This window comes from Edaphobacter aggregans DSM 19364, assembly GCF_000745965.1.
In the GTDB taxonomy this organism is placed as follows: domain Bacteria; phylum Acidobacteriota; class Terriglobia; order Terriglobales; family Acidobacteriaceae; genus Edaphobacter; species Edaphobacter aggregans.
In genome coordinates, this window is sequence record NZ_JQKI01000132.1 from 1 (window position 1) to 13,676 (window position 13,676).

The window sequence follows — 13,676 nt, forward strand, 5'->3', positions numbered from 1 at the left end:
TTTTGGCAGCCTCCACATGACTCAACCTGAGCAGCGCAAGTCGAAGTTGCGGTGCTAAAAGCGCAGGAAGTGATTTATTCTCTGGAGCTTCGATCCGGATGGTATGGATACCGGTCCGCTCTGCGTCGGAACGCATTTGGTCCAGCAGCACAGTCTTACCAACGCCCCGAAGTCCAACCATTAGAACGCTTTTTGCGGAATTTCCAAGCCTGATACGCGCAATCGCGACTCGTACCTGCTCACGTATTCGATCGCGCCCAGCCAATTCGGGTGGCGGGGAACCCGCGCCGGGGGAGTATGGATTTTCGACCGGATCCATGAATATAACCTCTTTAGGCAATTTATGTTATTTGCATAAACTAGCTAAATTCACTATACATCCGCCAAATGAAGGAATCAAAGCCCTAAATTATCGTTCACCGCGATCTCGATATCCTGCTCCGACCCCAGATAGCGCTCGGTGGTCTGGATGGAGGAGTGCCCGAGAAGGAACTTGATCTGCTCCGGATCCCCGCCGCTCTTGCGGCACAGCTTGGCACAGGTACGGCGGAGGTCATGGGCGCCGAAGTGCTCGATTCCGATCTGCTTGGATGACTGTTCCACTACGGACCAGACCGCCCAGTCGCTCAGAGTGTCGCGATTGACCTTCCCGCTCTTCGAGACCGAGCGCAGCAGCCTGCCGTCTTCGATGCCGGCCGCGGTCATCGAGGTGTTGATGGCCAGGCACGCGGTCGTGAATGTCACTCAAATGGCGGTGTCTATGGCTAGCTCACTGAGCGTCATGCCGCCTACCCATCTCTCACGTCGCTAAATGTCTGCGAGAATCGCTTTCAGTACGCCAAATATGCACTGAGGCTAAAGGCAACGCGCGTTGAGAAGAACAAGCATGTGTGCGGAAGCGTGGCGAGCGTGAACAGCAATCTCGGAATCCGAGAATTTACGGAGTCCGTGCAACGCTTCTTCGAAGATCCCCGCGCGAAGAAGTGCCGCAAATACGAGGGCGGCACCTCTTCTGTCTCGTACTTTCCAGTTTTCAGCAGGAATCCATCGATCGAGGTAGCGCACGAAAACGTCCTGACCAAGCCATAAGTAGGAGAGCATGCCAGGAAGCAGGCCGCGGTCAAACAGATTTAGCAGAGTCAGAAGGAGTCTTATGAGTATTGGTCTTTCCAAGTTCGCTATACCCGTGACAGCCGTTCACAAAGTCGAAGCGGACGGAGTCGAAGTCTTCTACCGTGCGGCGGGTGACCCAAGTGCGCCGGTGGTGCTCTTACTGCACGGATTCCCGACGTCGTCGTTCATGTTTCGCGAACTCATTCCACGCCTCGCAGACCAGTTCCGAGTGATCGCACCGGACCTGCCTGGTTTTGGATTCACGGAAGTACCTAAGGAGCGGAAATATAACTATTCGTTCGACGCGCTGGCTCATACGTTGGAGGCGTTCACAGATGCTCTCGGTTTGAAGCGCTACGCGATTTACGTGTTCGACTACGGCGCTCCCACAGGCTTCCGTCTGGCGACGAGCCATCCCGAACGAATCGCCGCGATCGTTTCACAGAACGGGAATGCCTATGAACAAGGGCTCGGCGACGCGTGGGCACCGATCAGGAAATACTGGTCTGAACCGAGCCAGGAAAACAGAGATGTGATCCGCCAGAACATCCTCAACTTCGAAGGAACTCGTTGGCAGTACACGTTCGGTGTAGCGGATCCGGAGAGTGTTGCGCCGGAGTCGTACACCCTGGATGCGGCTCTTCTGGAGCGCCCGGGAAATAAGGAGATTCAGCTCGACTTGTTCCTGGACTACGCATCGAATGTGAAGCTCTATCCGAAGTTTCAGGATTACCTTCGCGGTTCGAAACCACCTTTGCTGGCGATCTGGGGCAAGAACGATCCGTTCTTCATTCCCGCTGGGGCGGAGGCTTTTCATAAAGATCTACCCAATGCGCAGGTCCGGTTCCTGGATACAGGACACTTTGCCATTGCGACGCACGTTGTGGAGATAGCTGCCGCCATGGGGGAGTTTCTCGAGAAGGAGGTTTCGCGATGAGCTCCTCTCCTCAGATGGGCACGGCCGTGCTGGTTCACGGAGCCTGGGCTGACGGATACTGTTGGAGTAACGTCATTCTTCCGTTGAAGAGCAAGGGATTTGCGGTGACGTGTGCGCCGATTCCTCTTACCTCTTTTGAAGATGATGCTTCCGCTCTCCAACGCGTCATTGAGAGAACCAGCGGTCCGGTCATCCTCGTCGGACACGCGTATGCGGGCTCCGTGATCGCTGCAGTCCACGATGATCGAGTGAAGTCGCTGGTCTGCATAGCGGCGCTGGCGCCCGATGAGGGAGAAACGGTGGCAGATGTTTTTTATCGCGCCGCCCCGCATCCCAAGGCCCCCCAGCTTTCACCCGACGCTCACGGGGTGATCTGGATGCCGGAAGACGGATTCAGCCAGGCGGTTGCCCATCATGCCTCTTCGGATCAATGGCACATCATGGCAGCGGTTCAGCGGCCCATCTCGGTGAACTGCATTCAGCGGAAGGTTCCGACTCCAGCATGGAAGACCAAGCCTTCGTGGTTTCTCCTGGCCGAAGAAGATCGCATGATCCTCCCGGACACGCAGAGGTTCATGGCGGAGCGAATGGGAGCGAATATTCGATCACACAAGGTGGATCACACGCCAATGCACACCGCTCCAGAACCGGTGGTCGACATCATCCTGGAAGCTGCCCAAAGTACGCCGGCAAAATAAGCCCCTGGGCCGCGGATGTCGTTCGAACCAGATGAACGGCATTCGCGGACCATACCATTCGGCCAATCGAGAATGACATCATGACAGCCAAATCCGTTGCTATCGTCACGGGCGCAAGCCAGGGAATCGGTCGCGCTACTGCCGTGCGGTTAGCGCGCGACTTCTCCGCCGTTGTACTCGTAGCCAGAAACAAAGACGAGTTGGAGAAGACTGAAACCGCGGTCAACTCCGCGGGCGCGGAGTTGCTGATCTACGCGCTGGACCTGCGGGACCCTCGGTCGCCGGAAGTTGTCGTCCAGGGCACTCTCGAGCGCTTTGGCAGAGTCGACGCCCTGGTCAACATCGCCGGTGCGGTGCCGCAGATCGATCTGTTTGAGATGACAGATGCGCAGTGGGACGACGGCATGGCACTGAAGCTTCACGGCGCGCGCCGCCTCACAGTACATGCCTGGGATGCACTGAAGTCATCGAACGGATCGGTCATCCTGATCTCCGGAAGCGCGGCCCTGGATCCGAAGCCAGGCTTCGCGGCCGTGGCAACGATCAACGCTGCGATCACCGCCCTGGCAAAGGCCTTTGCCGAACAAGGCATTAAAGATGGGCTTCAGGTCAACAGTGTAGTTCCGGGCGCGGTCATGACGGGTCGTCGCCGCTCCTTCATGGAACACTGGGCTCCGGACCACGGCATGAGCGTTGAAGACGCCATGAAGCAATTTCCAGAAAAGGTCGGCATAGCTCGCTATGGCAAACCAGAAGAAGTTGCCGATCTGTTGGCCTATATGGTGTCGCCCATTGCGAAGTGGATGACGGGAACTTCCGTGCGTATGGACGGCGGTGAAATCAAAGGCATCTAGTGCAGGAAGCTCAATAGCCTTCGACTCGATGAACCAAATGTTTACACTGGCTTTCATCTGGAGGATGCATGCCTGAACGAAGCGACCGTTGACCGGTTGCAATAGGCTGTAGGCTTCAGCCTGGCTTTTCCCACTGTTGACAGTTAGGCCGGCACTGTGCGGATCAGCTACAACGAACATTGAGCTGCCTGTTTGGCCTCACAAAACTCATCCTTAAAGAGATGCGGTCGTTAAATGGGTAGATCACTACTCTTTGCGGACTTAACGATAGGTGGAAATGATAGATGGTTCATCAGCTGGCATCCTTCAGCGCCATCGCTGGATTAGTCGGCCCTGCTAGTAAAACCGGACGTTTTGTCGCTGCAGAAATAGACAAAATGCAGTTGTATAGTCTAACCATTCGTCTTCTGTTGCTATTCTAATATTCTTGAGCAAGACTGTACGAAGAGTAACTGCCGCCGCCCAGTTGAACGAAGCAGGACCTAGGCAGTTGTATTTGCTTCGTTTGATATATGGGAGCCAAGAGAAGTGGATCCGTGCGTATCATTATTTGGGAACTAGCGATGTCGGCGACGGCTTGGGCCGAACTCGAATCATGTCTGAGACTGCCCAAGCAGACATTCCAGAGAACAAATTGCCGACGCTACAGAAAAATTGTCAACAAGCATGTTTATAACACCGATCACTATAGAACATAATGGGTGCAACAATAAGATGAGGCGAAACCTCTCGTTCCTGTTTTACTTCGTAGCTTTTATTGGTCCAGTGTCGAGTTACGTCTTTGCAGAAACGCATCAGGCTGCGTTAAAGCAAGGTCCTCACGATGCTCAGTTGGGTGATGTGCGCATTCATTATGTCGTTTCAGGCCATGGTCCGTTGATATTTATGACGTCTGTAGGCTGGGGCCTTAGCTCGCTTCTATATCAGAATGGATTGAAACCATTGGAAGACCACTTCACAATGGTCTATGTGGATGAACGTGGGAACGGAGACTCCTCTCAACCTGAAGATCTTAAGCAAATGAGCTCTTCAGTGATGGCAGATGATCTTGATCATCTCCGTGATTATCTCGGCTTAGACAAAATCTGTCTCATAGGGCACTCTAGTGGTGGCACGATTACGCTCGAATATGCAGAGCGGCATCCAACCCATCTGGAAAAAGGAATTCTGATCGACCCAGCAGTGTTAGGCGATCGCGACGACAAACAGATCGAGGAATATATATCTTTGTGGAAGGACGATCCCAAATATAAGAAAGCCGTGAAAAATGTACCTGATGATGACGACACTCCAAAGACAAATGCAGAAGCTACAGCTCGACTTCTGTCTTATATTAATCTTTACTTTTCCAATCCAGAGATCTATGTGCCGATTTTCCTAAAACAGGCAAAGGGAAGTCAGGTTTCAGCTACGACAGAGAATGCTCACAAGGCAGCGGACAGGGTGGCAGCGAGGGAGCAACGGCAGGATTATGGCATTGTACAAGCAAAGATCTTAATTATAAACGGGACAGTAGATTGGATCTGCCCTTATCAAGTTGCTCAGCGGATATATCAGGGCATAAGTGGATCGGAGTTGGATCTCTATGCAAATGTGGGACATTTTCCTTGGATAGAAGAGCCGCACAGATTCTTCAGCGATGTAACTGCCTTTCTCGATCAGAAAATAACACCCACGAGATGAGGTGAGATTGTAAAAAGAAATAGACATCCGGGTAATCTATTACTAAGTGAATATTCTTGGATTTGACTTGAGCGCTGATATTGAGATTTCCATGAGTGAGTCCGGGAAGCCGGGAGTAGTAGGAGCGAGAACGTCATCGCAGGAGGAGGCGAGGCAACAAGGCAAGTAATTTCGCGGTAATTTCGCTCCTCCTTACGAAATCTATCTAGAGGAATAATCGAGCTTTCGATGGCGCACAGGAAGTCTACAGTCAGATTAGAAGGGAAGTTTTGAATGTCCTATCCCCATAGCCCATCTCAAAACTGTCCCGGGGATCCAGGATGATGGGATGTTCGTTTTCCTCGGCTATTTCACTGCCGAATTGCCGTCGATCTATCACCTCGAAAGACATGAATGGAAGGAGGTTCTTGCACTTCACTATCCCGGTGGTTCTATGCGTTCTGCCGACTATTATCTGGATTGGTCTCAGGCAATAGCTGCCGGGCATCTGCACGATATCGTTACGCTCGACCGAGTCGCCGCCCATGCACAATCGATATACCAAGCAGTATCCCGTGAGGGGTCGCCAATTCCGCCGAGGAACACGCTACTTTCTTAACTATCCAGGGCTGGCAAGCCTACGCGCATGGACGTAACGAGGAAGCGCTCGCCAAGCTTAGTGAAGCGGCGGATGAACAAGACCGCGTCGGCCAGGCCGAGGTTGATATCCCGGCTCGTGAGATGTATGCCGACATGCTCTATAGTTTGGATCGTCCGAAAGACGCGCTTACTCAGTACAAAACAGATTTACGCCTCAGTCCAAACAGGTTCAACGGGTTGGCGGGTGCTGCTCGTGCTGCCGCTAAAGATGGTCATCCTCAAGAAGCCCGATCCTATTACGGGCAACTTCTCAAAATTACAGGAGGAGGAAGTTCATCTAGTCGGCCGGAGATCGATACGGCGCGGAAGACGATGGCGAGTTCCCAGGCGCCGGAAACAAAATGAACGACCTCGGTACCGGGTTCAAGCCGCGTGCCTCGAGCCCGGGCACTCACTGACTTCACCGATAATTCTCAAGTTGATCAGACCATACGTCGATGAGCAGTGCGTAGGCGCTGTCACGCTGCAGTACGGCAGCCGCTCTTTCATATTGAGGGCGAAGGTTCCATAGGGATTGATGTGTTGCCACTTCAGCGGCGACAGCGCCCGGAGGTCGGCATCGCAAAGCGCGTCTACCCCATCTGCTGCGGCATTCCGTCGCCACGATCCTGCTGGACTCCGGACAAGTTCCCATCGACCAGGTCCAGAAGTTCCTCGGCCACCTGAATCTTTCGACCGACCAGATCTATGCCGAAACCAGCCTCCAAGCGCTGGGCGACAACTATCTCCGCGCCTTGGACGGCAATAACCGCACCCGGCAGCATGCCTGGCCGACGCTACTTTGCCGTAATTTCGACCTTCGCTAGGTTAAGGCCAAATAGCATATCGCTGGCTAATAGCTCTGAGCTTAATGATGCAGCGGGTCTGAGAACCCGCTGCATCGAAAAATAATAGCGATCAGTCGTCTGTTGGTGACGGTTCATCTTGGCCCGAAGTCGATAATTGAGCCAAAGGAACGGCCCATTGCAGCCCAAAAATGTAGCTACAGTCAACCGCATCTACGAAGCATTCTCAATTCACGCTTTGAGGCGACCGAACCAGATTAAGGCGTCGGCGGTAGACCGTGGTTCCATGGTCCGCATACCGATTGGAAACGAAAATCATCACGCGTAGAAGTACGAAAGGGGTCTTGTTCTCGCCGCTTTTGAGGAGTTCGAATGAGCTCCCCGTTGAATGCTCGCTCTATAGATATGGAATAAGGGCGCTCAATTGGTGTTTTGGTTGATAGAAGTTTCCAAACAAAAGAGGCTGACATCAAATGAAAACTATACGTCTTATTAGTTTTGTAATTGCATTATCTATCTTCTTTTCCCTGACTCGCGGTTACGCTCAGAGCAAGATAACTTCCACAATCCAACAAGCCAAGGAACAAAAACACAAAATGATCCACTTCTCCGTCCGTAACGATGGCATGCAGACTCTTCATTTGCGAGCGGATGACCGTCTGATCAGTCTTGAGAAAGGTGAATCGCTTGATTTAAAACTTGCGGCCGGCTCTCAGCTGCTTTTTGCAGCAACAGAAGGCGGCCACAAGGCAGGTAGCACTGTGGTTGTGGTGTCTGACGCCATTAGCGGGGCTACCGTAGTCACCCACGAAATTACTCATTGATGAGCATCGACCTCACGCGCTTCCTTCGGTTACCAAGACCATCACCTCCACGAGGTATTGCTCTGCTCATCGGAACCTGAGGACGGATGCGCCGTGAGTGATTTGAAGCCTGACATTCGAATCGCAATTCTTCAGGAGCGACTATTCATCGATGATTACAAACACAACTATCAGGAATGCACATGGCAAAGTTAGAAAACAGAGTTGCAGTAATTACCGCAAGTAACAGCGAGATCGGACCAGCAACAGCGGGGGAATTTGTCACCGAAGGTGCCCACGTCTTCATCATAGGGCGACGGAAGGAGGCAACTCGACGAGGCGGCAGGCCTGATGGGGCGAAGTGTCACAGCTGTCCAGGGTAACGTTTCGAATATTGCTGATCTTGATCGTCTTTATGCCCAGGACTTTCGTCGTCGATGGCGGCATGTTGTTAGTTTAAATGTGGCTGGTTCAGGACCAATCGGATCGAAAGAGACCATGCAGAGATGACACATGTCTCCCATGAACGTAGAGGTTTGTTGGCGTGGAAGCTTCCGCGGGGTCTGTGCTTAATAACGCGTGCGGTACACCATTTGCCTATCTTGCGTTCCGTAGAAATTATTTTAATCGACTGACCGATCGCACCCTGCCATCGTCGGATTCACCGCCCATTGGGCGATCATGGATTGAAGTTTGGACCGATCCAGTGATCATTAGAGTTGATAGAAAATGATCTGAATCGTGACTGGGCCAATTCTGGGCGTGGACAATCATCCAAAAATGACTAGCAATACTGTGTGCTAATTGCTAAAAGAAAATAATTACGAATCGCGAAGGAGGCAACATCCAAACATTGGCTGCAACAGCTCTTCTTGCCTTCTGTGTCGTGACCATGTGCAACGAGGACTTCTCAGGATGTGGAACCGCTTACTGCTTGTACCGTACTAGGCACTTTAGCGTGACTTCAATTAGCCGCGTACTAACTGCAACCAAACCGGCCAATGACTAAGTCTCGGCTTGGTTCAACATCTGATTCGATCAGAGTTGCGCTACCCTAACTATCTCCACGAACAGAATAGTCTGATTCAATATTCTTCTTTCTCACCCTTCGTGGGAATCGACGGTGGAATACCTGGGGTACCAGCATAGGTAACGAGCAGCACTACGGTTTCGTCACCTGACTCACCACGATGAGCAGTGTCTACCGACTCCCCAAACGCTTGCCCCTGATGCATCACCAGAGTTTTTCCGCTGTCCCGATCATGCAGCGTGATAGTGCCTGAAAGCACATAAGCCGAATTGGGAAATGGATGGGTATGCCAAGGTAAAGCTGTATGTGGTGGAATTGTCACCTTAATTGTCGTGAGCTGCGGTTGCCCGGTGGGGTAGTGAGTGTATGGCTTACCGTTCCAGGATTGGGTTGTTACGAGCAAAACCTCCCGTTGGGCACTCGCAACATTGCGTCCTTTTTCTTGTGCTACGGCGGCGATCAAAGAGGCACCAGTGAGCATAGCGGCTATTCCCGCGCTACGAGGTTTGAATTTCATCGTTACTCCCTTTGTTTTCTCGATCCACGCATTCGTGGAACTGTTGCTGGAGTTGTCATTGTCAGACCTGTGCAAATCCACCGTCCACAAACAACTCGATTCCGGAAATGAAGCTACTGTCGTCTGAGGCTAAAAAGATCACGGCCTTCGCTATATCGTCTGGGTCTCCTAACCTGCCAAGCGGAATTGCGGCACGGATACTTTTGAGCCGCTCTGAACCTGCTCCGCTTGAGTTGACTAGTTCGCGAAGCCCCTCCGTATCGGTTGGTCCAGGACTAATCGCATTTACGCGAATACGCCGTGATTTCAGATCCGTTGTCCAGGTGCGAGCAAAAGAACGTACTGCCGCCTTTGTTGCAGCGTAAACGCTATTATTAGGCAGTCCTTTACTTCCAACTACCGACGTGTTGAGAATGACCGACGCATCGTCTGGAAGCAGAGGCAGAGCCTTCTGTACTGTAAAGAACAATCCCTTCACATTTCCACTGAAAGTGTCGTCGAAATGTGCCTCTGTGACCGATCCAAAGGTGGCGTATTGAGCCGCAGCCGCATTTGCAAAAACGATATCGAGTTTTCCTTTTGTCTTCGAAATCGCAGCATAAAGATTGTCCAGGTCATTCAGGTTGCTGACGTCGCCCCGGACTCCTTCGACGCTCGACCCGATTTGCTCTACCGCATAGGCAAGCTTCGATTGGGTGCGCCCGGTGATAAAGACGAAGGCGCCTTCCAGAACGAAGCGTTTTGCGGTTGCGAGTCCAATGCCGCTCGTCCCTCCTGTGATGAGTGCTATCTTTCCATCGAGTTTGCCCATAACGTCTCCTTTGCTAATGGAGTTAGTTGGTCGACTAACGCTCACGAATTGCGTGATCTTGTTAGTCGAAACGGGGAAGCGTTCGTAATCCTGCATCAAGGAACAGCTGCGTTAACCGCAAGCCTAGGTCAAGCCAATAACCGGAGCGTCGATATGTCTCCGCAATCAATGCATATGTTTCCTCAAAGAGTGTCCTGCCCGGGTAGAATTGAATCCGATTGGCCATATCCATTTCGTGGAAGACGATGATTCCTTCTGGGCGAACTTGTTTAGCCGCGTGTGTAGTCGCAGCAAGCGGATCGGGTTGAAAAAGTAACACGTAACGCCCGACAACAGCATCGAAACTCTGATCTGCATGAAAGGATAACAAGTCTGTGTGAAGAAGCTCGATCTGCGCATCGCTACCTTCTTCGCGGATTCGTTCACGGGCTTTCTCGATAACAATCCGATCGCGGTCGATTCCAGTCACGCGGCCCGACGGCCCAACGAGCCTGGCCGCAAGCAACGAAACATCCCCCATTCCACAGCCAAGGTCCAACGCCCTCATTCCAGGTGCAAGTCCAGCCGATAAAAGGAACTGCTCAGTCCATTGTTGAAGGAACTTCGCTTGCATTTTGAGGCGCTCCGCTTCGTGGATGCTATTCCCGAAAACATATTCTTCACTCGCATGGCGTGTAACAGACATTTCTTAACCTCTCAAACCATCAGCGTTGTACGCTCAGTTCAAGCATTCTCAGGTCCGAATCACAAGCTTCAGAGAGGTCTGTGGGTTGGAATGAAGGCCCCTTCCTCCTCTGTGTGTTCGACTCAGGCACCTATAATTCGTCGATATTCCGACCTATGTGCGCTGAGCTATCTATCGATTTAATGGAATTTCGGCATAAGGTTGTTGTCCAGAATCATCGAGTGTTTCCCGAAAATGCTGTGACTTCCAGAGCACCAACAGGTAGCGATCCAGATTCTGTGCGAGGCCGGACTACTGCCAGGTGCAACTGATGCGCAACGCCGGGCTGAAATATGTCTGCAAATAGGTGCATCTGCGCACGGAGACGGTGAACAGCCTGTTCCTGCTCATACTGCATCTCGCAACCAAAGCCCGGGAGTTGTTCCGGTCACACGACGAAAGGCTTTCGTGAAATGGCTCTGATTGGCAAAACCAGCTAGATGAGCAGCTACTGAAATCGTCTTTCCGTTCTTCGCCATTAACCGTTTGGCGCGGTGAATCCGTTGCTCAACCAACCACCGATGGGGAGTCAGACCCATGGAAACCTTGAAGGCTCGAGCAAAGTGCGACGGCGATAGTCCTGCTACTCCTGCTAGTTCGGCGAGCCGGATATCTTCCAGAAAGTTTGCCTCTATGTACTCCACGGCTCTCCGTAGCTGCCATCGCGCGAGGCCGCTCTGTACAGCTTTTTCCCGCGTTTGTGGTGAGGTAAAGAGTACGGCCAGCAGTGCCGTCATCAGGCTCTCACCATAGAGCGGCGATTCTCCATCCGCATCACATTCCGTTGCGAGAAGTTCAGCACACTGAGTAATGCGGTCGTCATAAAGCAAGAGGAGAGGCTCATTCCACTTCTTTCGGTCGAACTCTTCCGCGAGGAGGCGCTCGATGACGCGGTAGTCGAAACGCATCCTGAGATCTCGTACGGTACTGGTCGAGGCGTCGGCGTAACCCCAAACGTCCACGCTTGGGGGAATAAACGACGCATGACCAGCATCATAGCGGTTCCGAGGAGTGGGGTTGTTGATGCGCGTGCGTGGCTCGCCGTATCCGTCCACTTGTTCAAGAACCACTGCGACAGTTGCCTGATTAGTAGAAAAATTTTGCCAGGACCGCCCGGCAAGATGCGTAGTAACATGGTACGCAATCACACCGTTCCACTCACGAGACCGAAAGGAAAAATCTGTTATGCCGTGAGGCGAGCGAATTTCCAAGGGGGGCACTTTAGAGACTGACAAAGATCACCTCCTGAGGATCCACCGGTGCGTTAACCCGAGCTTCGTCGGGAAGTCTCGCCTTACCGGCTCGTGCGAAAATAATGCTTCGCGAGCTTGCGACTACACTGGAGCTTCGCTTGGGGAATGCCTCCACAATTCCCGCCCGTGTCCCTTGCGAAGCACCGGTAACAATCGCCGTTTTACATGCATTTGCCATTTTCCAGGCTTTTGTCGTCTTTCTCATTTCAATCCGTTTAGATGTGGCGGTAGACATCTGCCTTGGTAAGAACTCCCGATGCCCGGTGGTTATTTCCGATTCCGTGCGAGCGGCACGAAAATCCCTCCACTAGTTCATCGACGTGTCGTTGGTGCGTTTCTTCCGTTGGTAGGCGGCAACTTTGAGCTTGTTGCCGCAGATGTTCATGCTGCACCAGCGGCGTGAGCCCTTTTTGCTTGTGTCGAAGAAGTGAACGACACACGATTCGCACTTGCGAATACGCGACGACTCTGTCTCTGCGAGAAGATCTGCCGTGGCATCCACAATCGGCGCCCAAAGGTCGATGGGCTTACGAAGCACGAATGTTGTCTCCCGAATGACCTTCCCGTCTCGCTTGTGAAGCAAAGCAGGAAGAGGATATCGAAGCAACAGCGAGTTGACTTCGGTAATGAAAGCGTCTGATGGCGTCGATCCACTCTCTATCCGAAGAACGGCCTCCCGCAATTTCTCCCTGAACGCGATGAGCTGTTCCAGGAAGGCAGCAGCTTCGGTTGAATTGCGCCAGCTTCGAACTGTGGCTTTAGCCTTCGCCGAAGTCACCGTACCCGAAGCGATCAACCATCTTTCGAGAGCGCGAACATCCGGGAGGAGTTCCGTGGGACCGTCTGCGAGGACAGGTTTTGTATTCAAAAAGTCCAGAATTGGCTTGTTCGCCACGAATAGGAATCCATCAATCCATTCGTTAACCTCTTGAGAAACTTGCATGAACCCTCTCCACAAAAATATCTGAAATAAATATAACACCGTTACTGCAACTTTTACAGGTGTCATATAATCTTACTTCCTGTAAGCGGGACCTTGCGTCACCGGGAAAGGAAATCACCATGACAACGTTTCAACACGCGACCGTTCGCGGCCTCAGGATCTTCTATCGTGAGGCAGGCTCAAAGGCTTCTCCAACCATCGTTCTGCTCCATGGCTTCCCAAGTTCGTCGCATATGTTCCGCGACCTGATCCCGCAGCTAGCGGACAAATTTCACGTGATTGCTCCGGATTACGTTGGCTTTGGCTACAGCGATGCCCCCGAAACAGGAAAGTTCGACTACACCTTCGACAATCTGGCCTCTCACATTGAGGAATTGCTCTTCGGTGTCCTCGGCCTGAAGAAGTTCAGCATCTATGTGCAGGATTACGGCGCACCGGTGGGTTATCGCATCGCCTCCAAGCACCCGGATGCAATCGAAGGGATCGTCGTGCAGAACGGGAATGCCTATGTCGAGGGCATCGGGGCGGCCTTCGATCCAATGAAGCCGTTCTGGGCAAATCGGAATCCAGGAACCGAGAAGCCGGTACGGGACCTGGTCAAGAAAGAAACCACCATGTTTCAGTACACCCACGGGGTCAAAGACGTTTCGCGTATTAGTCCGGACTCCTACACCCTGGATCAACTCTTCCTTGATCGCCCTGGCAACGACGCCATCCAACTCAGCCTGCTTCACAACTATCAGTCGAACCTCGCGCTTTATGACGGCTGGCATGAATTCTTTCGGAACAAGCAGCCGAAGACGCTGATCGTGTGGGGAAAGAACGACCCCTTCTTCACCGTCGAGGGCGCGCAAGCCTATCTGCGAGATATCCCAAAAGCGGAGCT

Annotated in this window: 16 protein-coding genes; 9 read left to right on the forward strand and 7 right to left on the reverse strand. The window is 52.5% G+C overall.

What is annotated here, in order from left to right; all coding sequences use genetic code 11:
* Both Q363_RS39145 and Q363_RS26045 read right to left on the reverse strand, forming a co-directional pair.
* A partial coding sequence (locus tag Q363_RS39145) for an ATP-binding protein (protein WP_035354735.1) occupies positions 1-319 on the reverse strand: 319 nt, incomplete at its 3' end.
* A 77-nt stretch (positions 320-396) separates the two neighbouring features.
* A complete protein-coding gene (locus tag Q363_RS26045; RefSeq protein WP_035356630.1) occupies positions 397-744 on the reverse strand; it encodes a site-specific integrase in 348 nt (115 codons plus the stop codon).
* A gap of 409 nt (positions 745-1,153) precedes the next feature.
* On the opposite strand from Q363_RS26045, the gene Q363_RS26055 reads away from it, so the two are divergent.
* From Q363_RS26055 to Q363_RS26085, 8 genes are all read left to right on the forward strand, one after another.
* Complete coding sequence (locus Q363_RS26055) at positions 1,154-2,050, forward strand: alpha/beta fold hydrolase (protein ID WP_051979346.1); 897 nt, start codon at positions 1,154-1,156, stop codon at positions 2,048-2,050.
* A complete protein-coding gene (locus Q363_RS26060) occupies positions 2,047-2,748 on the forward strand; it encodes an alpha/beta fold hydrolase (RefSeq protein ID WP_035356632.1) in 702 nt (233 codons plus the stop codon). The genes Q363_RS26055 and Q363_RS26060 overlap by 4 nt, the downstream gene beginning before the upstream one ends.
* A gap of 80 nt (positions 2,749-2,828) precedes the next feature.
* Entirely contained in the window at positions 2,829-3,602 is a 774-nt protein-coding gene (locus Q363_RS26065) for an SDR family oxidoreductase (protein ID WP_035356634.1), read from the forward strand.
* A gap of 714 nt (positions 3,603-4,316) precedes the next feature.
* A complete protein-coding gene (locus Q363_RS26070) occupies positions 4,317-5,285 on the forward strand; it encodes an alpha/beta fold hydrolase (protein ID WP_169747137.1) in 969 nt (322 codons plus the stop codon).
* Positions 5,286-5,613: 328 nt separating this feature from the next.
* On the forward strand, positions 5,614-5,883 hold the full coding sequence (locus Q363_RS41235) for a hypothetical protein (RefSeq protein WP_157467566.1): 270 nt from the start codon (positions 5,614-5,616) through the stop codon (positions 5,881-5,883).
* A gap of 122 nt (positions 5,884-6,005) precedes the next feature.
* Complete coding sequence (locus Q363_RS41240; protein WP_157467568.1) at positions 6,006-6,269, forward strand: hypothetical protein; 264 nt, start codon at positions 6,006-6,008, stop codon at positions 6,267-6,269.
* 266 nt (positions 6,270-6,535) lie between these two features.
* Complete coding sequence (locus Q363_RS46855; protein ID WP_425387784.1) at positions 6,536-6,730, forward strand: hypothetical protein; 195 nt, start codon at positions 6,536-6,538, stop codon at positions 6,728-6,730.
* A gap of 452 nt (positions 6,731-7,182) precedes the next feature.
* Complete coding sequence (locus tag Q363_RS26085) at positions 7,183-7,533, forward strand: hypothetical protein (protein ID WP_035356640.1); 351 nt, start codon at positions 7,183-7,185, stop codon at positions 7,531-7,533.
* Between the two features lie 1,064 nt (positions 7,534-8,597).
* Here Q363_RS26085 and Q363_RS39155 read toward each other — a convergent pair.
* From Q363_RS39155 to Q363_RS36865, 5 genes are all read right to left on the reverse strand, one after another.
* Positions 8,598-9,059 carry a cupin domain-containing protein gene (locus Q363_RS39155; protein WP_084080774.1) on the reverse strand — a complete coding sequence of 154 codons (462 nt, stop codon included), beginning with the start codon at positions 9,057-9,059 and terminating at the stop codon, positions 8,598-8,600.
* Between the two features lie 61 nt (positions 9,060-9,120).
* Complete coding sequence (locus Q363_RS26090) at positions 9,121-9,870, reverse strand: SDR family oxidoreductase (protein WP_035356642.1); 750 nt, start codon at positions 9,868-9,870, stop codon at positions 9,121-9,123.
* Between the two features lie 61 nt (positions 9,871-9,931).
* On the reverse strand, positions 9,932-10,555 hold the full coding sequence (locus tag Q363_RS26095) for a class I SAM-dependent methyltransferase (RefSeq protein WP_051979347.1): 624 nt from the start codon (positions 10,553-10,555) through the stop codon (positions 9,932-9,934).
* A 386-nt stretch (positions 10,556-10,941) separates the two neighbouring features.
* A complete protein-coding gene (locus Q363_RS41245) occupies positions 10,942-11,829 on the reverse strand; it encodes a helix-turn-helix domain-containing protein (RefSeq protein WP_157467570.1) in 888 nt (295 codons plus the stop codon).
* A 325-nt stretch (positions 11,830-12,154) separates the two neighbouring features.
* Complete coding sequence (locus Q363_RS36865; protein WP_051979349.1) at positions 12,155-12,790, reverse strand: CGNR zinc finger domain-containing protein; 636 nt, start codon at positions 12,788-12,790, stop codon at positions 12,155-12,157.
* A 119-nt stretch (positions 12,791-12,909) separates the two neighbouring features.
* On the opposite strand from Q363_RS36865, the gene Q363_RS26110 reads away from it, so the two are divergent.
* A partial coding sequence (locus Q363_RS26110) for an alpha/beta fold hydrolase (RefSeq protein ID WP_035356644.1) occupies positions 12,910-13,676 on the forward strand: 767 nt, incomplete at its 3' end.

What these genes read in the sequence shown, in the direction of transcription:
- Q363_RS26085 (WP_035356640.1), top strand. Translation starts at nt 7,183, where the DNA reads ATGAAAACTATACGTCTTATTAGTTTTGTAATTGCATTATCTATCTTC.
- Q363_RS39155 (WP_084080774.1), bottom strand. Translation starts at nt 9,059, where the DNA reads ATGAAATTCAAACCTCGTAGCGCGGGAATAGCCGCTATGCTCACTGGT.
- Q363_RS41235 (WP_157467566.1), top strand. Translation starts at nt 5,614, where the DNA reads ATGTTCGTTTTCCTCGGCTATTTCACTGCCGAATTGCCGTCGATCTAT.
- Q363_RS26055 (WP_051979346.1), top strand. Translation starts at nt 1,154, where the DNA reads ATGAGTATTGGTCTTTCCAAGTTCGCTATACCCGTGACAGCCGTTCAC.
- Q363_RS41240 (WP_157467568.1), top strand. Translation starts at nt 6,006, where the DNA reads ATGTATGCCGACATGCTCTATAGTTTGGATCGTCCGAAAGACGCGCTT.
- Q363_RS26065 (WP_035356634.1), top strand. Translation starts at nt 2,829, where the DNA reads ATGACAGCCAAATCCGTTGCTATCGTCACGGGCGCAAGCCAGGGAATC.
- Q363_RS26095 (WP_051979347.1), bottom strand. Translation starts at nt 10,555, where the DNA reads ATGTCTGTTACACGCCATGCGAGTGAAGAATATGTTTTCGGGAATAGC.
- Q363_RS26090 (WP_035356642.1), bottom strand. Translation starts at nt 9,870, where the DNA reads ATGGGCAAACTCGATGGAAAGATAGCACTCATCACAGGAGGGACGAGC.
- Q363_RS26060 (WP_035356632.1), top strand. Translation starts at nt 2,047, where the DNA reads ATGAGCTCCTCTCCTCAGATGGGCACGGCCGTGCTGGTTCACGGAGCC.
- Q363_RS36865 (WP_051979349.1), bottom strand. Translation starts at nt 12,790, where the DNA reads ATGCAAGTTTCTCAAGAGGTTAACGAATGGATTGATGGATTCCTATTC.
- Q363_RS26070 (WP_169747137.1), top strand. Translation starts at nt 4,317, where the DNA reads ATGAGGCGAAACCTCTCGTTCCTGTTTTACTTCGTAGCTTTTATTGGT.